The sequence below is a fragment of the Nocardia sp. NPDC050175 genome (assembly GCF_044459885.1).
In the GTDB taxonomy this organism is placed as follows: domain Bacteria; phylum Actinomycetota; class Actinomycetes; order Mycobacteriales; family Mycobacteriaceae; genus Nocardia.
In genome coordinates, this window is sequence record NZ_JBITJI010000016.1 from 82,821 (window position 1) to 105,447 (window position 22,627).

Below are 22,627 nucleotides of genomic sequence, written 5' to 3' on the forward strand. Positions count from 1 at the left end.
ACACCATGAGCGAGCGAAGCGAGCGAACCATCAACACAGCCGCCCATGCGGTCATGCCGGAACCGAGCGTCAGCGAGGTGCAGGCATGAGCGCAGCTGACCGCCCCGCCTTCTATATCACCACGGCCATCGCCTACCCGAACGGTGCGCCGCACATCGGCCATGCGTACGAGTACATCTCGGCCGACGCCATCGCCCGCTTCAAGCGGCTCGACGGATACGACGTCTTCTTCATGACGGGCACCGACGAGCACGGTCAGAAGATGCAGCAGGCGGCCGCGGCCGCGGGCGTCCCGGTGGAGGAGCTCGCGAGCCGTAACTCGGACGTGTTCGAGGCGCTGGACAAGACCCTGGACATCTCCTACGACCGGTTCATCCGGACCACCGACGAGGACCACCAGGCGTCCAGCGTCGCGCTGTGGGAGCGGATGCTCGCCAATGGCGACATCTACCTCGGCAACTACTCGGGCTGGTACTCGGTGCGCGACGAGGCCTTCTACACCGAGGAGGAGACCACGCAGCTGGACGACGGCACCCGGATCTCCACCGAGTCGAAGACGCCGGTCACCTGGACCGAAGAGTCGAACTTCTTCTTCAAGCTCTCCGCTTACCAGGACAAGCTGCTCGCGCTCTACGAGGAGCATCCCGAATTCATCGCGCCCGCAACGCGTCGCAATGAGATCGTCAGCTACGTCAAGGCGGGGCTGAAGGATCTGTCCATCTCGCGCACCACCTTCGACTGGGGTGTGCCGGTGCCGGACCATCCCGATCACGTGATGTACGTCTGGGTGGACGCGCTCACCAACTACATCACCGGTGTCGGCTACCCGAACACGGAATCCGCTGCGTTCCAGAAGTTCTGGCCCGCCGACGTGCACATCATCGGCAAGGACATCACCAGGTTCCACACCGTGTACTGGCCGGCGTTCCTGATGTCGGTGGGCGTCGAGGTGCCGAAACGCGTTTTCGTGCACGGGTTCCTGTACAACAAGGGCGAGAAGATGTCCAAGTCGACCGGCAATGTGGTCGACCCGCTGGAACTGGTCGAGAGCTACGGCTTGGACGCGGTGCGCTTCTTCCTGCTGCGCGAGATCTCCTACGGGCAGGACGGCAGCTACAGCCACGACGCGATCGTCGGCCGGATCAACTCCGACCTGGCCAACGAGTTCGGCAACCTGGTGCAGCGCAGCACCAAGCTGGTCGCGCGCGACTGCGGCGGCGTGGTGCCGACGCCGGGCGAATTCACCGACGCCGACCGCACGCTGCTGGATCTGACGAACGGGCTGCTCGACCGCTGCCGCGCCGAATATGACGCGCAGCAAATGCATCTCGCGCTGGAAGCGATCTGGCTCACCCTCGGCGAGACGAACAAGTACTTCTCCGCGCAGGCCCCGTGGGCGCTGGCCAAGTCCGGCACCCCGGAGGATCTGGCCCGCGAGGCGACCGTGCTGTACGTGACGCTCGAGGTGCTGCGGATCGTCGCGATCCTGGTGCAGCCGGTGGTGCCCGCTTCGGCGAGCAAGATCCTCGATCAGCTCGGTCAGCAGGAGCGCACGTTCGCCGATATCGCGACGCCGATCGTGCCGGGCGTGGTGCTGCCCGCGCCGGAACCGGTGTACCCCAAGTACATCGAGCCCAAGGACTGAGCCTTACCCGACGCACGCGGCCGGGCGGTGCCGAATCAGGCTGCGCCCGTGCCGCGTTCGTGTTTCCGGCGGCGGAACATGCCGCGGCCCTACCCGGCCTGGTCGCGGTCCGAAACGCCCTTCGTCGCGCACCGGCGCGGAACCCACTGGCGCACAGTCGCATAATGCTGGGTTACGAATGTTCATGTTCGCCGAACCGGGAGGGCACCCATGCGCCGACAACAGGCGACCGACTCGACACCCATGCCGCAGAACACCTTCGCCGACCGGCACCGCGCGGCCCGCGACGCCGTCCTGGTCTCGCAACGGGGGCGACTCATCGAAGCGATGGTCGAATGCGTCGACAGTAAGGGATATTCCGGCACAACCCTCACCGATATCGTTGCCCGAGCACGGGTTTCGCGCAGCACCTTCTATGAGCACTTCGCGAACAAGGAAGAATGCTTCGTCGAGGCGGTGCACACCGGCGTCGATATCGTGGCAGGCCGGATCACCGAGGAGCTGGCCCAGCTCGCACCGACGGCCGACGTGCCCGCCAGGATCGAGTCGATCGTCGCCACCTTCTGCGAAACCGTCGCCACCGAACCGGATTTCGCCCGCCTGGTGATCGTCGAATCGTTCAAGGTGAATCAGGCCGCCGTCGACTACCGCGACCTGGCCGTGGACCGCTTCGCCACGCTGTATCGCCTCTTCTATGACCAAGCGCGCCAGGCGGATCCGACGCTGCCGGAAGTTTCCGACGAGCTGATCGCCCTGATCCCCGATGCGATCGGCGAGCGGACCCGTCGAGTCATCGTGTCCGACGGCCCCGCTCGCGTGCCCGACCTGATTCCGCTGTTCGTCCACTTCGTCAGCACAACATTAGGCCTAGGTGCCTGAAACTGTTTCTCCTGCTTGACTATTCAGGGCCGCCATACGAATCAATCGCCACGACAGCCACACATGCCTCGGCGACGAGTGGCACGGGGCTATGGCGTTAGCCGAGAACGACTCTCGATGATGTGCCACTCGTCGATGCTGGTTACTTCCAGCGGGCGAGCAGGCGCTCGATTTCGGCGGTGAGCGCACGCTGCAGGTAGGGGCCGAAGCTGATGCGCGCGACACCCTGGTCCGCCAGCACCGCCTTGTCGGACTTGTCGGGCAGGCCGACCATGCTGATGGGCAGCGTCAGCTCGCTGGTCAGGCGACGCACATCGGCATCCGCCTGTGCGCCCGCGGGGAACAGCACATCGGCACCCGCCGCGGTGGCCAGCCGCAGCCGCTCGATCGCGCGGTCGACCCGATCCGCCTCGTCGCCGTCCTGCCGCAGGAACAGGTCGGTCCTGGCGTTGACCACCACGTGCACCCCGGCCGCGTCGGCGAACTGCCGCAGCCCGTGCACGAGATCGGCGTGCTCCTGCGGTGCCCGCAGCCGCTTGCCCTCGCTGTGCACGGTGTCCTCGATGTTCAAGCCGACGGCACCCGCCTCGAGCAGGCCCTCGATCAGCTGAGCCGGTTCCAGGCCGTAACCCGATTCGATATCCACCGACACCGGCACCTCGACGGCCTCGGTGATCTGCCGAACCCGGGTGAGCGACTCGGCGAAGGTCATGCCCTCGCCATCCGCACGCCCGATCGAGTCGGCGACCGGATGACTACCCACGGTGAGCGCCGCGAACCCGGCCTCCACCGCGACCTTCGCCGACCACGCGTCCCACACGGTGGGCAGCACAGCGGGATCCCCGGGACGGTGCAGTGCGAGAAATGCCTTGGCCTTGCTTTCGAGAGAGGTCATAGGACGATCATGCCGCGTCCCCGCACCGCGCACCATGGTGCATCGGGCCGAACGACCGCCGTTGCGAGTCGGTCAGTCCTCGCCCGCGCGGCGGGCGATCAGCACCGCGTCGTAGAGCTCGTTGCGGGAGACGCCGTTCGCGCTCGCGATTTGGGCGCAGGCGTCCTTGAGACGGATGCCGTCGGCGGTCAGTGCCTCGACCTCGTCGACCAGATCGTTGGGGTCGGCGGATTTGGGTTGTGCGCCTTCGAGGACGACGGTGATCTCGCCGCGGGCGCCGTCGACGGCCCAGGCGGCGACCTCAGCGAGGGTGCCGCGGATGACCTCCTCGTAGGTCTTGGTCAGTTCGCGGCAGACGGCGGCGCGGCGGTCGGGGCCGAGCACGGTGACGGCGTCGGCCAGGCAGTCGGCCAGGCGGTGCGGTGCTTCGAAGAAGACGCAGGCGCGCGACTCGGTGGCCAAGGTGCGCAACCACTCTCGGCGCTGACCGCCTTTGCGCGGCGCGAAACCGTCGAAGCAGAACCGTTCCACCGGCAGGGCGGACAGCGCGAGCGCCGTGGTCACCGCCGAGGGACCCGGCAGGCAGGTCACCGGTAGGTCCCGCTCTGCACAGGCCGCGACCAATCGATAGCCGGGGTCGCTGACCGAGGGCATCCCCGCGTCGGTCACCAGCAGCACCGTGCGCCCGGCCTCGATATCGCCGAGCAGCGCCGGAATCTTCGCGATCTCCACGTGGTCGTAGAAGCTGACCACCCGGCCGGTGATCTCCACCCCCAGCGACTTGGCGAGCGACTTGGTGCGCCGGGTGTCCTCGGCCGCGACGATGTCGGCCGACCCGAGCGCATCGCGCAGCCGCTGCGACGCGTCACCGATGTCGCCCATCGGCGTCGCCGCAAGCACCAGCCTGCCCGGCCCTGTCGCCTCGTCCGCCACCGCACTCCCGTCCCGATCACGCCCGGCACCCGCCGAACCTCCGCAGCCTATCGACTCGCCCATCCCGCACTGACAGCCCGACTAGGCCACGCGCGCACAATCGCGCCACGCGCACGGAATCGCCAACAATTTCGCGCGCGGCAGGACACGACATGCGCGGCGGCTCGATTCCGCACGCGAGCGGCGGCGTGTCGGGCGCACCGAGGCGCTGTTCGGTATGTGATCGTGACCACCCGGTGCAGGGGCGCGTGCTATGAGATTCACACGGTGTCGGGCTCACCGCTGCGGGACCTGAGGGCGCGCACAGCATACGATCGGGGCGTGACACAGGTGACCGACCAGCGCGCGACCGCTCCGTTCGGGGCCGTGCCCTCCTGGTCGAGCCCCGCGCCGCGGCGACCATCGCCCGATTTCGGGCCGACCGATACCCTGCGCGGCTGGCTGGTCACCGCGTTCCTCACGGCCATCGCCGCGGTGACGCGGTTCACCATGCTCAACTATCCGACCGACGCGGGCACCCCGGTGTTCGACGAGAAGCATTACGCGCCGCAGGGCTGGCAGATGCTCAATGGTGGCGGGGTAGAAGACAATCCCGGCTACGGGCTGGTGGTGCATCCGCCGGTCGGCAAGCAGCTCATCGCGCTCGGCGAGGCGATGTTCGGCTACAACGGCTGGGGCTGGCGCTTCGCCTCCGCGATGGTCGGCACCATTCTCATCCTGCTGGTGATCCGCATCGTGCGGCGGATGGCGCGGTCCACCCTGATCGGCGCGATCGCGGGCATCCTGCTGATCGCCGACGGCACCACCTTCGTGTCCTCGCGCATCGGCATGCTCGACATCTTCCTGGCGTTCTTCGCCACCGCGGCCTTCGGCTGTCTGATCGTCGACCGCGACGAGGTGCGGGCCCGGATGGCGCGGGCCGACGCCGAGGGCCGGATCGACGAGACCCCGTGGGGTCCGCGCCTCGGCGTGCGCTGGTGGCGGTTCGGGGCCGGCGTGCTGCTCGGATTGGCCTGCGGGACAAAATGGTCCGGCGTCTACTTCATCGTCGCCTTCGGACTGCTCAGCGTTTTTTTCGATGTGGCGGCGCGGCGCGCATACGGCGTGCGCAGTCCGTGGTTCGGCACCGGGATCCGCGATGTCGGACCGGCGCTGTACGCGCTGGTGCTGATCCCGCTCGGGGTGTACCTCGGCACTTACTGGGCCTGGTTCACCAGCGAGACCGGCATCGATCGGTACATGGTCGGCAACCCGTCCGCCCCGACGGAACCGATCGGCACCGGCGGCTTCTTCAGCTGGGTCCCCGACGCGTTGCGCTCGCTATGGTATTTCAGCGCCAGAGCACTGGAATTCCATGAAGGCCTGACCAATTCGGCGGGCAACCACCACCCGTGGGAATCCAAGCCGTGGACCTGGCCGATGGGTCTGCGGCCGATGCTCTACTACTACGCCGACAACGGCGTCAGCGGTTGCGGGCAGACCCAGTGCGTCAAGGCCGTGATGCTGATCGGCACCCCCGCGATCTGGTGGCTCGCCTTCCCGGTGATCGGCTGGATGGTGTGGCGCAGTGTGGTTCGCCGCGATTGGCGGTACGCCGCGGTGCTCGTCGGCTACGGCGCGGCGCTGCTGCCCTGGTTCCTGACCCTCGACCGGCAGATGTACTACTTCTACGCCGTCGCCCTCGCGCCGTTCCTGGTGATGGGCCTGGCCCTGGTGCTAGGCGACATCCTCGGCCCGTCCCGTCGAATACCGGTGCCGCGCAGCCCCGTCGGGACCTACCTACCGGTCTCCCCCGACGAACGACACGCCCTCGGGCTCCTCGCGGTATGCCTCTACCTCGGCCTGGTGATCGCCAATTTCATCTGGCTCTGGCCGATTCTCACCGCGCTACCCATCACACCCGGCAACTGGCACGACCATCTCTGGCTGCCGAGCTGGCGCTAGCACCCCGCGTCATCCGACCGAAGGCGCCCTTCATCCTCAGAGTCAGGCCGAAGGTCCCCTTCGGTCGAGCGGAGCGAACCGACCGAAGGGGACCTTCGGTCGGTGGGGCGTGCTGAAGGGGACCTTCGGTCGGGTTGGTGGGTCAACCTTCCAGGGCTGCTTTGACGTAGCGGAGGGCGGCGGCGTCGTCGAGGCCGAGGCGGCGGACGGTGGCGACGTAGGCGGTGGCGGCGCGGCCCGCGACGTCACGGGTCGGGTCACCCGAGGAGGCGATGAAAGAGCCTTGCCTGCCCCGGGTTTCGACCACCCCGTCGGCCTCCAGCTCACGATAGGCGCGAGCCACCGTGTTGGGGGCGAGGCCCAGTTGCGCGGCCAGCGCCCGCACGGTGGGGATCTTGGTGCCCGCGGTCAGTTCGCCGGAGCGCACCTTGGCGATGATGCCCATGCGTAACTGTTCGTAGGGCGGGACGGCCGACTCATGCGACACGGTGATGTTGAACATGATTGGATCACAACTCATCCCGGGAGAGTGGACAGGACAGACAGCGGGGTCCGCCTCTACCGGAACCCAATTCGGAGCCGGGGATGCGCAGCACCTCGATGCCCGCGTCTTCCAGGCGCGCGTTGGTCATCTCGTTGCGCTCATAGGCGGCGACCACGCCCGGCGCCAGCGCGAGGGTGTTGTTGCCGTCGTCCCACTGTTCACGTTCGGCGGTGACGCCGTCCAGCCCGGTGTCGATCACCCGGAGCTTGTCGATGCCCATCGCCTTGGCCGCGGCGACCAGGAACGGATCGGGTCCGCTCATCGCCACCTTGCCGTCGCCGTTGCGCGCGCTGTAGTCGTCCTCGCGTTGAATGGTGAACGCGCACAACGAGTCGCGCACCGCCGGATACATCACCAGCGCGTCGCTGTCCACCATCGTGCAGACGGTGTCCAGATGCATGGTCGCCCGGTTCTGCGCGATCGGCACGACCAGCACGGTGTGCGCGAGATCGTCGTCGAACAGGCTGCGCGCCAACGCTTCCGCGCCCGCGGGCGAGGTGCGCTCGCCGACGCCGACCGCGACCACGCCGGGCGCGAGCAGCAGCACATCGCCGCCCTCGATGGGCGCGGTGTGCGATTCGTAGGCGCGACGCACCCCCAGGAAGCGGGGATGGAAGGCATAGATCAGATCGGTGAGCGAGGTCTCCCTGATCCGCGCGGGCAGCGCCAGCGAGGTGATCGCGACGCGCGGCCCGATCCAGAACGAGGAGTCCCTGGTGAACAGCAGATTGGGCAGCGGATCGATGACGAAGTCGGCACCGTGATGCATCCGGCGCACCAGCGAGGTGGCGTCGGGTCCGAACGGCAGTTCGTCGAAGGTCATCCCGGCCATCAGGATGTTGGCCAGGTCCCTGGCCCGGACGCCGCGCAGGAAGGCAGCGAGCTGGTCGGCCAGCGAGTGCCCGAGCCTGCGCGCGTCCACGGCGGCGGAAATGCCCTGGATACGGGCGGCACCGCTGACCGCGAGGGTCTCGGCGAGCAGGTCGGCCAGCAGCAGCACCTCGACGCCGCGGTCGCGCAGCACACCGGTGAACGCGTCGTGCTCCTGTTGGGCCCGCTCCACCCACGGAATGCCGTCGAACAGCAGCTGATCGTTATTGCGCGGGGTGAGCCTGCGCAGTTCGTCGCCGGGCCGATGCAGCAGCACCGTACGCAGCGTGCCGACCTCGGAGGTCACCGTCAACCGCGTGCCCGGACTGTCGGGGTCCAGCCCGTCGGCGTCCGAGTCCTCTCCATGCCGCGCGGGCACAGCGTCTGCTCCCATGCTCAGACCGTAGTTCGCCGCGGCCACAAGAGCACGTAATTCGGGTCTTCGTTGCCGTCTTGCCGCGTGTGAAGTCGCTCGCTACCGGATTATCGGGCCGACTTGCCGTTGGCCGATTCCTCCCCGAGCTCAGCCTAACCTCAAGTATTGTTGAGGGGAATGGAGGAGCGTGCATGTCGACAGCCGATTGGCGAGCAAAGGAGCTGACCCCCGGGCAGCTTTCCGAGCGTAGCGGAGTAGCAGTTTCCGCGTTGCACTTCTACGAACGCGAAGGACTCATCAGCAGCCGCCGGACCAGCGGGAATCAACGCAGATATGCGCGAGAGACATTACGGCGGGTCGCCTTCATTCGTATCTCACAGCGGGTCGGCATCCCGCTCAGCGAAATTCGCGACGCCCTCGATCAGCTGCCGGAAGGCCGCAACCCCACGCGGCGCGACTGGGAGACGCTGTCCACCACCTGGCGCGCCGACCTCGACGACCGCATCACGCAGCTGATTCGGTTGCGCGACAACCTCACCGGCTGCATCGGCTGCGGCTGCCTGTCGCTGGGCAGCTGCAAACTCGTCAACGAACACGACCGGCTCGGCACCGAGGGTCCCGGCGCGCGCGTGCTCGACGTACAGCTCAATTGCTCTGCGCGGCCAGCAACCGGCTGAAGCGGGCGCTGGCGCGACGCATCACGATCTCGTAGGGCAGCGCGAACTTTCGCGCCCACCAGTAGCCGAACCTGATGTCGAATGACGTGTAGATCAGGAACCGGTTGCGGGTGACGCCGCGCAGGATCGAGGCCGCCACATGGTCCGGCGACACGGCGTGCTTGGTGAACGACTTGGTGAGCCGTTGGATCCGCGGCGACTCCCGGTCGACGCCGACCAGTTCGACGCTGTGCACCAGCGGCGTGTCCACTGCGCCGGGCACCACCAGGTGCACCGAGATGCCGTGCTGGTCCAGGTCGAACCGCAGCACCTCGGAGACGCCGCGGATGCCGTACTTGCTCGCGCTGTAGGCCGCGTGCCAGGGCAGCGCGAGCAGCCCGGCCGCCGAGGAGACGTTGACCAGCGAGCCGCCCTTGCCCGCCCGGACCATGGGCGGCACGAAGTTCTCGATCACGTGGATCGGGCCCATCAGGTTGACGTCGACCATGCGCTTCCAGTGCTTGTGCTCCAGGTTCTCCACTGTGCCCCAGGCCGAGGTACCCGCGACGTTCATCACGATGTCGAGGCTGCCGTGTTCGGCGTGTACCTTCTCGGCGAACGCGGTGACGGCGTCGTAGTCGGTGATGTCGAAGGCCTCGGCGATGAGCACGACGCCACCGGCACTCCGGATATCGGCCACCGTCGCGTCCAGCCCGGTTGCGTTGATATCGGTGAGTACCAGCTCGGCGCCCGCCGCGGCGGCAGCCAGCGCGGTGGATCGGCCTATTCCGCTCGCCGCGCCCGTGATCAGCACCTTCGCGTCCCGCAATGTCCTGCGGCCCGGTCGCCCATTACCTCGCACTGCGCATCCCCATCTCGAATTGCTCGAATCGGCTCACCGCAGGGTACTTGGGGTAACGCTCAGCGGCCCAGTACGGCGAGCATTCCGGCCACGGCCCGTGGCCAGGTGTATTGCTCGGCGCGGCTGCGGGCCGCTTTCCTGCGGCCGACCGTCGGCAGCGCGAGCACATCGGTGACCGCCTGCGCGAACGCCGAGCCGCGATCGTCGGCGACCGCGCCACACTCCGCGGTCACGATGTCTTTCAGCGCCGAGGACCGGCTCGCCACCACCGGTGTGCCCGCCGCGAGCGCCTCCAGCGCGGCGAGGCCGAAGGTCTCATGCGGGCCGGGCGCCAGCGAAACATCCGCGGTGGCAAGGAGTTTCGCCACCATCGCGCGTTCGGAGATGAATCCGGTGAAGTGCACGGCGGCCAGCCCGTTGGCCAAGGTTGGCAGCGCACGTGCCCGGCGTTCCAGCGCCTCGCGTCGCGGCCCGTCACCGGCGACGACCAGCCGAACCTCGGTGCCCGCCTTGCGAAGTGCGGCGACCGCCTCGATGCTGCGCTCCACTCGCTTCTCCACCGACAGCCTGCCGCAATGCACGAGCAGCGGATGGCCCGGCGCACCGAGATCGGCGCGCAACCTGTCGTCCTGCCTGCGCGGGCTGAACAGCTCCAGATCCACCCCGAGCGGCACCAGTTCGACGTTCGGCGCGCCGATCCGCAGGAACTCCTCGCGCGCGAATTCGGTAGTGCAGACCACGATGTCGTAATCGGCGGCGGTACGGCCGTTGGCCACGTCGGCGCAGCGACGAGCCGCCTGACGCGGCATGAACTGACCGAGCAGCCGGTCGAGTCGTTCGTGCGAGATCATCACGCCCGCCACATCGCGCCGCCTGGCCCAGCGGCCGAAGCCACGCAGCGTCAGCCGGTCCGATACCTCGAGCACATCGGGCCGCAGTCCGTTCAACACATCGGCGACCCGCCTCGGGTCGGCCGCGCGGTAGCCACCGGTCCACGGAATAGCCAAGGCGGGCAGGGTTATTCGCACCACGCCGGTCGGCAGTATCTCCTCGGATCGGCGCGCACCAGGCACGATGAGCACCACTTCGTGTCCAGCCGACGCATAGCCCTCGCCGAGATGATGCAGGGCAGTGCGCAGCCCACCCGAACGCGGGCCGTAGAAGTTCGCAAGCTGAACTATGCGCACATCGCCGATGGTGCAGCCAGTCGGGTTACCTTCGGGACCGATGCGCCCAACGCGGCATGAACACCCGTGAAAGACCCGGCGAACCGGCTTGTCAGCGGTATTCCCGGCGCACTGAGATGGGCGGTGCCCGCTTTCGGCAGCCACCGGCGACAGCTCGGCCGAGGGTCAGATCCCCGCGGCGCCGCGGCTGGCCCGAGGCAGATCGAGATCCAGCGGGATGCGGCCGACCGCGAGATGGGCCTCCACCTCGTCGGCAGGCATCGGCCTGGCGATCAAAAAGCCTTGTGCCCGATAGCAACCCAGCCCGACCAGGGTGCGTGCGGCCACCGCGGTCTCGACGCCCTCGCCGACCACGCCGAGGCCGAACGAACCGGCAAGTCCGATAATGGATTTCACGATCGCGAGATCGTCCGTGCTTGCGCCCAAGCGCTGCACGAAGCCACGGTCGATCTTCACCGCGTCGACCGGCAGCGCCTTCAGATGCGACAGCGAGCTGTAGCCGGTGCCGAAATCGTCGATCGCGATCTGCACGCCCATCCGCTTGAGCCCACGCAACGTCACCTGGGTGCGCGCCAGATCCTGCACCACGACATGCTCGGTGATCTCCAGGCAGATCGAGCTGCCGTCGATGCCGAACAGCCGCAGAATGTCCTCGATCCGCTCCACGAAGTCCAGGCTGACCAGCTGCACCGGCGAAACATTGATCCGCATAACCACATTCGCGGCCAGGCCACGCCTGCGCCACTCGGCGAACTGGGCGCAGGCCGACCGGATCACCCAGCGGCCGAGCTCGCCGGCCAGGTTGGTCGCCTCCGCCACGGTGACGAACGCCGCGGGCGGCAGCAGGCCCCTGGTCGGATGCAGCCAGCGGACCAGCGCCTCCAGCGCGACGATCCGGCCGGTCCGCAGGTCGACCTCGGGCTGATAGTGCAGCAGCAGCGAGCCGTCGGACACCGCGCCGCGCAGGTTGAGCTCCACGTCGTCCTGCAGTTCGAACTGGGCCCGCATGGCGTCGGTGAACACCGCAACGCCGTTGCCGCCGCCTGATTTGGCGGAGAGCAGCGCGTGGTCGGCCCGGCGCAGCACGTCGGCGACGGTGGTCTCGCCGGGGATGCCGACGGCGACGCCGATGCTGGCCGCGCGGCTCACCGATTCGCCGCCGACGGTGACCCGGCGTCCGATGAGCTGCTGGATCCGGGTGCCCTCCTCCTCGGCCGCGACCGCGTCCATCGGCTTGGCGGGCACGATGACGAACTCGTCGCCGCCGAGGCGCGCGATCATATCGTCCGGATCGAGGTGCTCGCGCAGCCGCGAGGACAGCGTGCGGATGAAGTTGTCGCCCGCGGTGTGCCCGAGGAAGTCGTTGAGCGCCTTGAGCCGATCCAGGTCGAGGAAGAACGCCGCCACCGGACCGGGACTGCCCGGCTTGAGCCGCTCCTCCATGTGCTCGAGCAGCGCGCGGCGGTTGGCGAGTCCGGTGAGGTCGTCGTGCAACGCGATGTAGCGCAGCCGTTCCTCGGCGACGACCCGTGCCTGCAGCTGGGCGAACAGCGCGGCGATCGCCTTGAGCACGTTGAGCTCGCGGGTGCTCCACTCCCGATCGCCGGTCTTGATGAAGCCGAGCACGCCGGTCGATTCGCCGCGCGAGAGCAGCGGCACCGCGGCGGTGGTGACGACGGGGATGCCGGAGGCCCGGCGCATCGTCTCCTGATAGTCGGCGAATTCGGGCGTGGGGCGGGCGATCATCGGCTCGGTTGCGTGCTCGAACGCGCGGAACACCGGGTCGGCGCCCTCGAAGTAGACCACCTCGAGCGGATCCGGATCGGGCACCTGCGGGCGGTGTGGCCACTCCGCGATCAGCAGCGATGCCCGGCGCTCGCGGTCGGTGTGGCGCACGTAACTGAAGTCGACGTCGAAGTATTCGACCAGCTGGGCCAGCACTCGCTCGGTCGCCTCGGCCATGGTCGTAGCGTCGACACCCATCAGCTCGGAGGCGACCTGGGTCACCAATGAGTCGAGCGTCCGCCGAGGCACCTTGTCTCCGATCACGCTATCCACGGGTGTCCACGCCAGGCATCGGCCGCCGTCGGCTCGGGAGCCGCCGGCTACGACCCCGGGCGGCGGCCGAATCGCTCAGGCATAGCACCAACGCCATGGTCTCATGCTCAGGTACTGAGAGCAGGTCCGAGAAACGAAGCGACGCCAGTCTATCCACGAAATCCGGGAAAATCGTGGCCGGTGCGCGGCGGAGTCGCGCATTTCGACTGCTGTCGTCACCCATCGTCACCCCACCGTTCCGGGGTCGGTATCCGACGCACGGCGCCTGTGCCGTTCGACTCGAATCGGCGAGCCTTGCAATTCATCGGCAATTGCCCGACGGGACCGATTATCCCACCGGATCGGATCGGTCGAGCGATGATCTTCCGAATCGGGGCCCGGCGGGAAATGACCTGCTACCGTCCCACCGAAGCCGCCAGCAACCCGGATCGGCGCGGCGGCGGTGCTCGCCTCGACAGCCATACTGTTCCTACTCCGTTGCTCCGCATCCTTACGCGGTCGTCGAACCGGGGCCGACATACCCACCCGAATCCTGCTTTCCGGACGAGTTTGCCTAGGGCAGTATCCGTCATCCAGCAAGAATTGACCAGATGTCTGGTTAATCTTCCGAAAACTGGATGGACCCTCGCAAATTCCCCCTGGTCAGAACCCGTCTTGTGGTTGAGCAAATTACCAGAGAGACCGGTCGGTTCTAGTGCAGCTAACCATCAGCAAGCTAGACGAGGATGGAGATGAACAGCTCCACCGAATCCGGTCCCTGCCAGATCTCGATCTCTTCCCGATAGGCCCTGGTGATCTCGGCCGAGGCGGTCGCGTCGTCGACCTGGGCCCACACGTCCTCCACCGGATCGTGGTAGTCCCCGTTCGGCGCGAACCGGGCATAGACGCCCTTGGGCACGCGCACCAGGACGTCGCCGATCGGCACCGACTCGGGCTCGCGGTACTCGAAGCAGACCACCGCGTTGTAGTTGCCCGCCGGGTCCGGCACGTACACGGTGAACATCGGCCGGTCGGCGCCCTTGCGGTCGCGCAGCCGGTCTTTGAGGAACTCGATCAGGTCACTGTTGCTGACCTTGAAGCTCGGACGCACCCGAGGCACCACCAGGCCGCCGTAAATCGCCTCACCACGCACTGCGATCGCATAACTCATTTGGCGTCTACCGCCAGGTAGAGCTCGATCTTGTAGGCGTGTGGGTAGCACTCGAAGTCGCCGGTGTAGGTCCGCTTGATCTGGTTGTGTTCCTCGGCGTACGCGATCTGGGTCCAGAGGTCGGTCATCACCTGCGGGAAGTTACCGACCGAGGAGAACCTCGCATAGGTGCCGCGCGGCAGCCGGGCCACCAGATGGCCGCGGGTGACGTCGCCGAAGGACGCGCACTCGTAGCCGACGATCTGCGTGTTGTAGGTGCCGAGCTCGCCGGTGTAGTCGGTGTAGGCACTGGCGAGCGGGCCACCGAGCTCCTGGTGCAGCACAGTCGCCCAGGCCGCCTCCAGGTCGTGATCACGCAGCTCTCCGAGCGCACGTTTAGGGCTGCGCACCGGCAACCCGGCAACCCACGTCTCGTCCCGCTCGACGATTTCAAACTGCATGGAAAGACTCTTTCGAGATGAATCCGGGGGCGTTGCCCGCATCCGGTCGGTCAGAAAGGCCATGCTATCAACACAGACCGCGTGGTCACGATCACATGTCCGCCTTGTTTCTCACATTCACGATGGTCCCGAACTGGACAAATGACCTGCGAGAGCGAAAGCGGCGCCCTCGGAAAGCATGCGTAGTTGGCATGATCGCGCCTACCGTGACTTCCGTGTGCCACACCATCGCCGAACTGGACGCCGCGGTCGCCGACTGCTTCGCCTGTCCGCGACTGGTCGCCTGGCGCGAACAGGTGGCGCGGGAGAAGCGCGCGGCATTCCGGGACGAAACCTATTGGGGGCGACCTGTTCCCGGGTACGGGCCGGACGACGCACGATTGCTGGTCGTCGGGCTGGCGCCGGCCGCGCACGGCGGCAACAGAACTGGGCGCATGTTCACCGGCGACCGCAGCGGTGACGTGCTCTACGCGGCCATGCACGCGGTCGGCCTGGCCAACCAACCGACGGCGACGCACCGCGACGACGGCTTGCGCCTGCACGGCGTTCGGGTCACCTCGCCGGTGCACTGCGCACCGCCGGACAACAAGCCGACACCGGACGAGCGCGACCGGTGCAGGCACTGGCTGGCGACCGAATTCGCTTTACTCGCACCGACTGTCCGCGCGGTGGTGGTGCTCGGCGGGTTCGGCTGGCAGGCGCTGCTACCGGTGCTGGCCGACGCGGGCTGGACCATTCCACGCCCGCGACCGAAGTTCGGGCACGGTGCGCACGTGCAGCTGTCCCCCGCCGACGCGGACCGCGCACCGCTGCATCTGTTCGGCTGCTACCACGTCAGCCAGCAGAACACCTTTACCGGCCGCCTCACCCCCGCGATGGTCGAGGCGGTGCTCAGCACGGCGGCGGGGGCGGCGGGGCTCGACGTCCACCGGCCCGGCTAGCCCGTCGAGACTCGCTGGGGTCGGCGGCGCACGTTATCGTTGTCCCCGGGGAGTCGGGAGCCTGGCCGGGAGATATTCGCGGCACGGCTTCGACGGAGGAGCAGGGCGGTCTCGGCGCGCCCATTTCGAACGGAGCGAACGTTGCCCAGTAACCAAATGGTGTTCCTGCTGGTGGATCTCGTGCTCATCGCGGTGGCCGCGCGGCTGCTCGGCAGGCTGGCCCAGCGGCTCGGCCAGCCACCGGTCATCGGTGAAATCGCGGCCGGGATCATCGCGGGACCCACGATTCTCGGGGCACATCTATCCGGCATCGTCTTTCCGCAGGACGTCCGTTCCTACCTGAGCGCCTTCGCGAATGTCGGCGTGATGATCTTCATGTTCCTGGCCGGGCTGGAGATCGATCGCGGCTCGTTCAACGGCAATCGCCGTGCCGTGGCCAGTGTTTCGCTGTCGGCCTACTTCGTGCCGTTCGCGCTCGGCTGCGGGGTCGCCCTTGCCGTGCTGTCGAGATACCACCAGGGCAACCGGCTGACCTTCGCCTTGTTCATCGGCTGCGCGCTCGCCGTCACCGCGTTCCCGGTGCTGGCCCGCATCCTGATCGAGCGCGACCTGATGGGTACCAGGATCGGGCAGCTCAGCATGGCCAGCGCGGCCATCGACGACATTTTGGCGTGGACCGTGCTCGCCTTCGTCATCGGCCTGGCCCGCCCCGGCGCGAGCACCCAGTGGAAACTGCTGCTCTTCGTGCCACTGGTCGCGGCGATGTGGTGGCTGGTGCGCCCCTTGCTCGCCCGTGTTTCCCGCTCCACGGCGGCGACCAGCAACAATACGATGATCTTCCTCGCCGTCTGCGGTGCGCTGATCTGCGGCGCGGCCACCGAATGGATCGGCCTGCACCTGATCTTCGGCGCCTTCCTGTTCGGCGTCATCTTCCCGCGCACCCACCGGCCGGTGGTGGAAACCGGTGCGCAACTGCTGAGTTCGGTCTTTCTGCCCGCCTTCTTCGTCATCGCGGGACTCCAGGTGGATCTCAGCTCGCTGGACCGGGCGGGCGTCCTCGAGATGCTGGCGATCCTGGTGACCGCGCTGGCCGGAAAGCTCGGCGGCACCTACCTCGCCGCGCGTGCCAACGGCATCCCGCCGCGCGAGGCGGGTGCGCTGGCGAGCCTGATGAACACCAGGGGGCTCACCGAACTCATCATCCTGAACATCGGGCTCACCACGGGACTCATCGGTGTACAGCTGTATTCGATCCTGGTCGTGATGGCCCTGGTGACCACGGCCATGACATCGCCGTTGCTGCGGCTGCTCAAAGTAACGCCCGAGCTCGGCCGCCTGCCGATCCCGGCGTCGGCGCAGCCCCGGCTGGCCTCAACGCCGGAAGGTGCGGCGTAAGTCCGTGATCCAGGCCTCGGGGACTTCCCAGGGGATGAAGTGACCGCCCGCCTCGTGCGCGGTGAGGTTGACGTGGTTGTACCAGCCTGCGCGGTCGCTGCCGAGCCAGCTCTGCACCCGTTGCTCGGGAGTGGTTACGCCCGGCGGGTTTTCGTGACCGACGAAGGTGATACCGGTGGGCGCCTCGATAATTGGGACACGGTCGTGCACGGGCGTCCACGGGTAGCGATTCGCGTTGGCGTAGTAGCGGATCGAGGTGCCGATGGCGTTGTTGACCCAGAAGATCATCGCGTGGGTGAGCAGGTCGTCCTTGGTGAAGACGGTCTCGATGTCGCCGTGGTTGTCGCTCCAGGTGACCCAGCGCTGCAGGATCCAGGCGAGCAGGCCGACGGGTGAGTCGGTGAGACCGTAGGCGAGCGTGCTCGGTTCGAGCACATGGGCGGCGAGGTGGACGGCGAAGCGGTGCTCCAAGGAGAGAAACTGCTGATACGCAGGCCCGGACAAACCCGACGGAATCGGTTGTCCCCCACTGAGATCCCAGGCTCTATCGCCGTTGAAGAGAGTCAGTTCGAGGCCCGAGCCGATGTGAATGCCATACAGCTCGTCCGCGTACTTGTGGCCGAGTTGGCCGGTGACGAGGGCACCGACATCGCATCCCGCGGCGGCGTACTTCGGATGGCCGAGGACGTCGGTCATCAGCGTGTGCCAGAGGTCGGCGACCTTCCAGAAGTTCATGTCGGGGTTCTTCGGCAGCGGCGTGGAGAACCCGAAACCGGGCAGCGAGGGGACGATGACGTCGAACGCGTCGGCCGGGTCGCCGCCGAAGGCCGCCGGGTCGGCGAGCTGGTCGATCACCTTGGACCAGTGCCAGAAGGTCCACGGCCAGCCATGCGTGAGGATCAACGGGGTCGGATCGGGGCCGACGCCCGGCTTGCGCAGGAAGTGGATCGGCACGCCCTCGACGCTCACGCGATAGTGCTCGTAGGCGTTGATCGCGGATTCGGCTTTACGCCAGTCGTATTCGCCGATCCAGTAGTCGACCAGCTCCTGCAGGTAGCGGCGGCCGATGCCGTAGTGCCAGTCGTCGTTGCCGACGTCGTCGGGCCATTTGGTGAGCCGGAGCCGCGCCGCGAGATCGTCAAGCACGTCGTCGGCGACGCGGATGGGCGCGGCCTGGAGTGGAAACGTCGATGTCATGAAAGTCCTTCCGGCACAGCGGCGGTCATGGACCAGCGCTCGGTGTCCATCAGCGCGGCCATGCGATCCAGCGCGGGCAGCGCCGCGCTGATCGCCGCTCGCTCCTCGGGCGTCAGCGCCTCGACCAACTCGGTGAATCGACGGACCCGCTCCTGATGCCGGGTCCGCACGATCCGCGCGCCCGCCTCGGTGATCCGCACGAGCACCGCGCGGCCGTCCGCGACGTCGGGCCTGCGCTCGACCAGCCCGTCGCGTTCCAGCCGGCTGACGAGCTGAGTAATAGCGGGCTGGGTGATCTGCTCGGTCACCTTCAGCGCGGACACCCGCATCGGCCCTTTACCGGCCAGCGTGTGCAGCACCGAAAGCGTGGTGAACGTGTGCTTCTCGGCACTCGGCAGCCGAATGGAACCCCGGGTGAACGCACCCATCACCCGAGCGAGGTCGTCGGCATCGAGGTCACGCGGCGGTGCTGCCATCGTCGAAATGTATCACTGATTTATTTAAGCTGCTTATGTAATCACGAGCGGCGCCGCTATCCGTGACAGCGGGCTCGCGTGCGACAGGCCGCGCGGGTAGTGGGCATCTTCGCTGGTGGGACCTAGTGTGCGGGGATGCCTAACCTGCGTGGTCAGCATGAACGGCGGCGAACACGGGCCGAATGGTGGGCGATGGTGCGGGCTTCGCCGTATCTGCCCGCGACGGTGCTGGTGCTGTTGGTGACCGCTGCGGCGGGGTTGTTCGCCGGGTCGTATACCTACGCGTTGGCGAATCCGACGCCGCGTCACATTCCGATTGCCGTGATCGGGGCGGAGCAGGAGGCTTCGGTTCAGCGGTTCCTGACGGAGCTGCAACGCTCGCTGGATGATTCGCTGACTGTTCGCCCCTATGACAATGCCGCGGCGGCGCGGTCGGCGATCGAGGACCAGAAGGTCTTCGCGATCGTCACCGCGCGCCAGCCCGGTGTCGGCCTCGACAGCTCGAGCGCGTCCGGCCAATCGGTCGCCCAGTTGATCACCCAGGTCGCCACCGCGGCCGGGCCCGCGGTGGCGGTTCCGGTCGAGGTCACCGACGTGGTGCCACTGCAACGCGGCGATCCGCGCGGACTCGCGATCTTCTATATCTCACTGGCCGCGGTGATCATCGGTTTCGTCGGCGCGACCCAATTCAGCGTGCACGCCTCGGCATTGAACCCCGTCGAACGAATCGGCTTCACCGCGCTGTACGCGGTGTGCGGCGGCTTTGCCATTGCGGCGGTGGCGGATTGGGTGCTCGGCGCGGTCCGCCTGCCGTATCTGGAGTCGTGGGGAATTCTGTCGCTGACGATGTTCACCTCCGGCATGGTGTTCACCATGTTCAACACCCTGTTCGGGCGGTGGGCGATCCTGCCGACCTGGGGTCTGATGGTGCTGCTCGGCAACCCGTCCTCCGGCGGCGCGGTGTCCTGGCCGCTGCTGCCCTCCCTGCTCGGCCACATCGGCCGCTGGCTGCCGCCGGGCGCATCGGTGAACGCGCAGCACACCGCGGTGTATTTCCATGCGCACCAACACCTTCTACCGTTCCTCGTGCTCGCGGGCTGGGCACTGGTGGCCTGTGCGGTGTTCTGGATCTGGCGCAGCCGTCATCCCGGCGGCCGGTCTACCGACAACGCGCACGCCGCCCGCTCACGGGGCCGGGAAGTGGTCGGCGAGAAACTTGCCGAAGACCTGCCGTGACAGCTGGGTGCCCCAGCTCTCCCAGGTGAAGTCGTAGATGTGTTCGCCGTAAGGCACTGCGAGCAACTGGTTTTCGACGCCGACCCGGCGCAGCCGTTCGGCGAGTTCGGCCGAGCCGCGGTACGGCGCGACGTGGTCCCGATTGCCGTGCATGAGCAGCGTCGGCGGCACGTTCGGGCGGACATAGGTGACCGGCGAGGCCGCCTTGTAGCGATCAGGGACCTGGTCCGGGGTGCCGCCGGTGTAGTCCTGGAGAAAGGTGTGCATCCGCCCGGGCAGACCGGTGTCGCGCCACGCCTCGACCAGATCGGGCACCGGATAGAACGCCGCGACCGCCTTGACCGCCGTGTCGGTGACCGCGCAGCTCGGCGCCACCCGCTCGTCGGCGTAGGCCCCCATCAGCGCGAGATTGCCGCCCGCCGAACCGCCCGCGAGCATCACCCGCTCGGGATCGATGCCGTACTTCGCCGCCTGCTGCTTGACCCAGCCGACGGCGCACTTCACGTCCGCGGGCGATTGATTCCAGCGCGCGGGCGGAGTCAGCCGGTAGTCGATGGCGAAGACGGCATATCCCTTGTCGTTCAACCACTTATGCCACATCGGCGCCTCGCCGCGGTCACCGTTGCGCCAGCCGCCGCCGTGCACCCACACCACCGCGGGCCGTGGCCGCTCCGCCGGGCCCTCGGGCAGCTTCACATCGAGCTTCAGGTCCTGACCGTCCACGGTGTTGTACACGGTGCTCAACGATTCGACCGGGGCGCCGGTGTTCGTGCCGCCGGACAGATAGTCGCCGATCGACAGCGTCGCGTCCTGCCGAACGGCGGTCCCCCACGACGCGGCCATCGGGAAGCCCGCGGCGACCACGCCGAGCAGGCACACCAGCCCGGTCGCCGCCGCCACCCGGCGCACTCCGGCCCGGCCCTTCTTCCCGAAGGCGATCAGCGACAACACGAATCCGGCCAGCCCGAGCGGAATCAGGTACAGCCCATAGTCACTCACCACATGCGTCAGCACCACGAAGGGGGCGGGAATCCGCACCGCGATGATCACGTAGATGAACAGCACCATCAGCCCGGCGACCCCGGCCGCCGATGCCGCGACCAGCCAACGAATGACCATTCGCTCATTAACCCACGACCGTCCGCACCGGTACCCATGGCACGCCGACCACACGTGGTCACCGAGGCGCACTTGATATGTGCGCCCCGGTTGGCGGACGATGTCCTAATCTGCGGTATACCGGTCCGAACAGACACGGCGGCCGAGCTACCGCAGCACGCATTCTGGGACAGGTCAGCCACCGTCGTTTACAGGAGCGTTCCCATGACAGAGCACATCGCAGGCATCGCCATTCCGGACAGCCGCCTGGTCACCGAGGCCACCGAGCTGGTGCGCGCCAGCGCCCCGCCACTGCTGTTCCATCACTCCCGGCGCGTCTATCTGTTCGGCATGCTGCAGGGACAGCTGCGCGGTCTGAAGCCCGATCCCGAGCTGCTGTATGTCGGCGCGATGTTCCACGACCTCGGACTCACCGACACCTACCGCACGGCGAGCCAACGGTTCGAGGTCGACGGCGCCGACGAGGCCCGTCGCTTCCTCGCCGCGCACGGCATCGAGGCCGAGGCGGCACAGCGGGTGTGGACGGCCATCGCGCTGCACACCACGCCGGGCATTCCCGAGCACATGGCACCCGAGATCGCGCTGGTGACGGCCGGCGTCGAAACCGACGTCCTCGGTATCGGATACCGCGATCTGGACCACGCCGACATCGCGGCGGTGACCGCGGCGCATCCGCGCCCCGACTTCAAGCGGCAGATCCTCGCCGCGTTCACCAACGGATTCGCCGATCGCCCCGACAGCACCTTCGGCACCGTCAACGCCGACGTGCTCGCGCACTTCCTGCCGGGCTTTGTCCGTACCGATTTCGTCGAGGTCATCCAAGACAGTCCGTGGCCCGAATGAGCGTGTCCCGCCCACACGCGGTCGGCGTGCTCGTGTTTCCCGGCGTCACGCTGCTCGACGTGGCCGGGCCGAGCGAGGTGTGCACCGAAGCGAACCGGCTCGGTGCCGACTACCGGATCACGCTGATCTCCCCCGACGGCGCACCGGTGCGCTCGTCCACCGGCCTGCGTTTCGACGTCGACCGCGCCGCCGGGGACATCGGCAAGCTGGACACCCTCGTGGTGCCCGGCTCCGAGGAACTCGTCTCCGCGCCGGTGCCACCCGAACTCGTCTGCGCCGTAACACAATTGGCTGACCGCACGCAGCGCATCGCGTCGGTCTGCACCGGCGCTTTCGCGCTCGCCGCCGCGGGTCTGCTCGACGGCCGCAGGGTGACCACGCATTGGCGGCACGCCACCACCCTGCAACGGCGCAACCCTGGCATCCAGGTCGAGCCCGACGCCATCTTCGTCACCGATGGTCCGATCATGACCTCGGCGGGGATCACCGCGGGCATCGATCTCACGCTGCACCTGGTGGAACAGGACCACGGCCCGGCCGTCGCCCGCGACGTGGCGCGCGCACTGGTCGTCTTCCTGCAGCGACCCGGCGGCCAATCTCAGTTCTCCGTGCCGATTCGGACGCCCGCACCGCACAACAACACCCTGCGCACGCTGCTCCACACCATCCACACCGACCCGACCCGGGACTACACCGTTCCCGTGCTCGCCGCACTCGCCAACACCAGTCCGCGCCAACTCACCCGGCTGTTCCGGCGCGAACTGGGCACCACCCCGGCCCGCTACCTCGAGCAGGTCCGCCTCGAACAAGCCCAAATGCTGCTTGACCAAGGACATTCCGTCACGACAACCGCCGTCCGCAGCGGCTTCGGCAGCGACGACACCCTGCGGCGCGCCTTCCACCAGCACCTCGGTATCGCACCGAGCACCTATCAGCACCGATTCACCACCACCGAGCCCGCACCATCGCCCGACTAGCGTG

21 protein-coding genes are annotated in these 22,627 nt (G+C 67.6%); 9 read left to right on the forward strand and 12 right to left on the reverse strand.

Annotated features, from left to right (window positions below):
* Positions 1-85: 85 nt before the first annotated feature.
* Both metG and ACIBK2_RS38950 read left to right on the forward strand, forming a co-directional pair.
* Positions 86-1,645: a methionine--tRNA ligase gene (metG, locus tag ACIBK2_RS38945; protein WP_396975094.1), complete on the forward strand. Its 1,560-nt coding sequence runs from the start codon at positions 86-88 to the stop codon at positions 1,643-1,645.
* A gap of 210 nt (positions 1,646-1,855) precedes the next feature.
* Entirely contained in the window at positions 1,856-2,524 is a 669-nt protein-coding gene (locus tag ACIBK2_RS38950) for a TetR/AcrR family transcriptional regulator (RefSeq protein ID WP_396975095.1), read from the forward strand.
* 142 nt (positions 2,525-2,666) lie between these two features.
* Here the strand turns inward: ACIBK2_RS38950 and ACIBK2_RS38955 are convergent, their stop codons facing one another.
* Positions 2,667-3,419 carry an isocitrate lyase/phosphoenolpyruvate mutase family protein gene (locus tag ACIBK2_RS38955; RefSeq protein WP_396975097.1) on the reverse strand — a complete coding sequence of 251 codons (753 nt, stop codon included), beginning with the start codon at positions 3,417-3,419 and terminating at the stop codon, positions 2,667-2,669.
* 72 nt (positions 3,420-3,491) lie between these two features.
* Complete coding sequence (rsmI, locus tag ACIBK2_RS38960) at positions 3,492-4,352, reverse strand: 16S rRNA (cytidine(1402)-2'-O)-methyltransferase (RefSeq protein WP_396975099.1); 861 nt, start codon at positions 4,350-4,352, stop codon at positions 3,492-3,494.
* 321 nt (positions 4,353-4,673) lie between these two features.
* Here rsmI and ACIBK2_RS38965 point away from each other — a divergent pair, with 321 nt between their 5' ends.
* Positions 4,674-6,296 (forward strand): dolichyl-phosphate-mannose--protein mannosyltransferase, encoded by a 1,623-nt coding sequence (locus ACIBK2_RS38965; RefSeq protein ID WP_396975101.1) that lies wholly within the window; start codon positions 4,674-4,676, stop codon positions 6,294-6,296.
* 142 nt (positions 6,297-6,438) lie between these two features.
* On the opposite strand, the gene ACIBK2_RS38970 is transcribed toward ACIBK2_RS38965, so the two are convergent.
* Positions 6,439-6,798 (reverse strand): GntR family transcriptional regulator, encoded by a 360-nt coding sequence (locus tag ACIBK2_RS38970; RefSeq protein ID WP_135237604.1) that lies wholly within the window; start codon positions 6,796-6,798, stop codon positions 6,439-6,441.
* Positions 6,799-6,805: 7 nt separating this feature from the next.
* A complete protein-coding gene (gene arcA / locus ACIBK2_RS38975; RefSeq protein ID WP_396975103.1) occupies positions 6,806-8,104 on the reverse strand; it encodes an arginine deiminase in 1,299 nt (432 codons plus the stop codon).
* 173 nt (positions 8,105-8,277) lie between these two features.
* Between arcA and soxR the strand changes: the two genes are divergently transcribed.
* Positions 8,278-8,763, forward strand: a complete 486-nt coding sequence (gene soxR / locus ACIBK2_RS38980) for a redox-sensitive transcriptional activator SoxR (RefSeq protein ID WP_150402090.1) — start codon at positions 8,278-8,280, stop codon at positions 8,761-8,763.
* Here soxR and ACIBK2_RS38985 read toward each other — a convergent pair.
* The 5 genes from ACIBK2_RS38985 to ACIBK2_RS39005 all read right to left on the reverse strand — a co-directional run bounded on the left by ACIBK2_RS38985 (position 8,732) and on the right by ACIBK2_RS39005 (position 14,439).
* Entirely contained in the window at positions 8,732-9,604 is an 873-nt protein-coding gene (locus ACIBK2_RS38985) for an SDR family oxidoreductase (RefSeq protein ID WP_396975105.1), read from the reverse strand. The two genes, soxR and ACIBK2_RS38985, sit on opposite strands and share 32 nt — an antisense overlap.
* Positions 9,605-9,663: 59 nt before the next feature.
* Positions 9,664-10,791 (reverse strand): glycosyltransferase, encoded by a 1,128-nt coding sequence (locus ACIBK2_RS38990; protein ID WP_396975107.1) that lies wholly within the window; start codon positions 10,789-10,791, stop codon positions 9,664-9,666.
* Positions 10,792-10,956: 165 nt separating this feature from the next.
* Complete coding sequence (locus ACIBK2_RS38995; RefSeq protein WP_396975333.1) at positions 10,957-12,774, reverse strand: putative bifunctional diguanylate cyclase/phosphodiesterase; 1,818 nt, start codon at positions 12,772-12,774, stop codon at positions 10,957-10,959.
* A gap of 790 nt (positions 12,775-13,564) precedes the next feature.
* Positions 13,565-13,999 carry an effector binding domain-containing protein gene (locus ACIBK2_RS39000; RefSeq protein WP_357381642.1) on the reverse strand — a complete coding sequence of 145 codons (435 nt, stop codon included), beginning with the start codon at positions 13,997-13,999 and terminating at the stop codon, positions 13,565-13,567.
* Positions 13,996-14,439: a GyrI-like domain-containing protein gene (locus ACIBK2_RS39005; RefSeq protein ID WP_357381644.1), complete on the reverse strand. Its 444-nt coding sequence runs from the start codon at positions 14,437-14,439 to the stop codon at positions 13,996-13,998. The genes ACIBK2_RS39000 and ACIBK2_RS39005 overlap by 4 nt, the downstream gene beginning before the upstream one ends.
* Before the next feature lie 215 nt (positions 14,440-14,654).
* On the opposite strand from ACIBK2_RS39005, the gene ACIBK2_RS39010 reads away from it, so the two are divergent.
* Complete coding sequence (locus ACIBK2_RS39010) at positions 14,655-15,380, forward strand: uracil-DNA glycosylase (protein ID WP_396975109.1); 726 nt, start codon at positions 14,655-14,657, stop codon at positions 15,378-15,380.
* 141 nt (positions 15,381-15,521) lie between these two features.
* Positions 15,522-16,775: a cation:proton antiporter gene (locus ACIBK2_RS39015; protein ID WP_396975111.1), complete on the forward strand. Its 1,254-nt coding sequence runs from the start codon at positions 15,522-15,524 to the stop codon at positions 16,773-16,775.
* Here the strand turns inward: ACIBK2_RS39015 and ACIBK2_RS39020 are convergent.
* Both ACIBK2_RS39020 and ACIBK2_RS39025 read right to left on the reverse strand, forming a co-directional pair.
* The gene (locus ACIBK2_RS39020; RefSeq protein WP_396975112.1) at positions 16,752-17,972 is read right to left on the reverse strand and encodes an epoxide hydrolase family protein; all 1,221 of its coding nucleotides are present in this window, start codon (positions 17,970-17,972) and stop codon (positions 16,752-16,754) included. The two genes, ACIBK2_RS39015 and ACIBK2_RS39020, sit on opposite strands and share 24 nt — an antisense overlap.
* Positions 17,969-18,448 carry a MarR family winged helix-turn-helix transcriptional regulator gene (locus ACIBK2_RS39025; protein WP_396975114.1) on the reverse strand — a complete coding sequence of 160 codons (480 nt, stop codon included), beginning with the start codon at positions 18,446-18,448 and terminating at the stop codon, positions 17,969-17,971. Before ACIBK2_RS39025 ends, ACIBK2_RS39020 begins: the two co-directional genes overlap by 4 nt.
* Positions 18,449-18,583: 135 nt before the next feature.
* On the opposite strand from ACIBK2_RS39025, the gene ACIBK2_RS39030 reads away from it, so the two are divergent.
* On the forward strand, positions 18,584-19,684 hold the full coding sequence (locus ACIBK2_RS39030) for an ABC transporter permease (protein WP_396975115.1): 1,101 nt from the start codon (positions 18,584-18,586) through the stop codon (positions 19,682-19,684).
* Here ACIBK2_RS39030 and ACIBK2_RS39035 read toward each other — a convergent pair.
* Entirely contained in the window at positions 19,634-20,803 is a 1,170-nt protein-coding gene (locus ACIBK2_RS39035) for an alpha/beta hydrolase fold domain-containing protein (RefSeq protein WP_396975117.1), read from the reverse strand. The two genes, ACIBK2_RS39030 and ACIBK2_RS39035, sit on opposite strands and share 51 nt — an antisense overlap.
* Before the next feature lie 204 nt (positions 20,804-21,007).
* Here ACIBK2_RS39035 and ACIBK2_RS39040 point away from each other — a divergent pair, with 204 nt between their 5' ends.
* Positions 21,008-21,646 (forward strand): HD domain-containing protein, encoded by a 639-nt coding sequence (locus ACIBK2_RS39040; RefSeq protein WP_396975119.1) that lies wholly within the window; start codon positions 21,008-21,010, stop codon positions 21,644-21,646.
* A complete protein-coding gene (locus tag ACIBK2_RS39045) occupies positions 21,643-22,623 on the forward strand; it encodes a GlxA family transcriptional regulator (RefSeq protein ID WP_396975121.1) in 981 nt (326 codons plus the stop codon). The genes ACIBK2_RS39040 and ACIBK2_RS39045 overlap by 4 nt, the downstream gene beginning before the upstream one ends.
* Positions 22,624-22,627: the final 4 nt, after the last annotated feature.

Coding starts and splice junctions, on each gene's coding strand:
- ACIBK2_RS39020 (WP_396975112.1), bottom strand. CDS start 17,972: ATGACATCGACGTTTCCACTCCAGGCCGCGCCCATCCGCGTCGCCGAC.
- ACIBK2_RS39045 (WP_396975121.1), top strand. CDS start 21,643: ATGAGCGTGTCCCGCCCACACGCGGTCGGCGTGCTCGTGTTTCCCGGC.
- ACIBK2_RS39000 (WP_357381642.1), bottom strand. CDS start 13,999: ATGAGTTATGCGATCGCAGTGCGTGGTGAGGCGATTTACGGCGGCCTG.
- ACIBK2_RS38970 (WP_135237604.1), bottom strand. CDS start 6,798: ATGTTCAACATCACCGTGTCGCATGAGTCGGCCGTCCCGCCCTACGAA.
- ACIBK2_RS39035 (WP_396975117.1), bottom strand. CDS start 20,803: ATGGTCATTCGTTGGCTGGTCGCGGCATCGGCGGCCGGGGTCGCCGGG.
- ACIBK2_RS38950 (WP_396975095.1), top strand. CDS start 1,856: ATGCGCCGACAACAGGCGACCGACTCGACACCCATGCCGCAGAACACC.
- arcA (WP_396975103.1), bottom strand. CDS start 8,104: ATGGGAGCAGACGCTGTGCCCGCGCGGCATGGAGAGGACTCGGACGCC.
- ACIBK2_RS39030 (WP_396975115.1), top strand. CDS start 18,584: ATGCCTAACCTGCGTGGTCAGCATGAACGGCGGCGAACACGGGCCGAA.
- ACIBK2_RS39005 (WP_357381644.1), bottom strand. CDS start 14,439: ATGCAGTTTGAAATCGTCGAGCGGGACGAGACGTGGGTTGCCGGGTTG.
- metG (WP_396975094.1), top strand. CDS start 86: ATGAGCGCAGCTGACCGCCCCGCCTTCTATATCACCACGGCCATCGCC.
- ACIBK2_RS38955 (WP_396975097.1), bottom strand. CDS start 3,419: ATGACCTCTCTCGAAAGCAAGGCCAAGGCATTTCTCGCACTGCACCGT.
- ACIBK2_RS39040 (WP_396975119.1), top strand. CDS start 21,008: ATGACAGAGCACATCGCAGGCATCGCCATTCCGGACAGCCGCCTGGTC.
- ACIBK2_RS38995 (WP_396975333.1), bottom strand. CDS start 12,774: ATGGGTGTCGACGCTACGACCATGGCCGAGGCGACCGAGCGAGTGCTG.
- soxR (WP_150402090.1), top strand. CDS start 8,278: ATGTCGACAGCCGATTGGCGAGCAAAGGAGCTGACCCCCGGGCAGCTT.
- ACIBK2_RS39025 (WP_396975114.1), bottom strand. CDS start 18,448: ATGGCAGCACCGCCGCGTGACCTCGATGCCGACGACCTCGCTCGGGTG.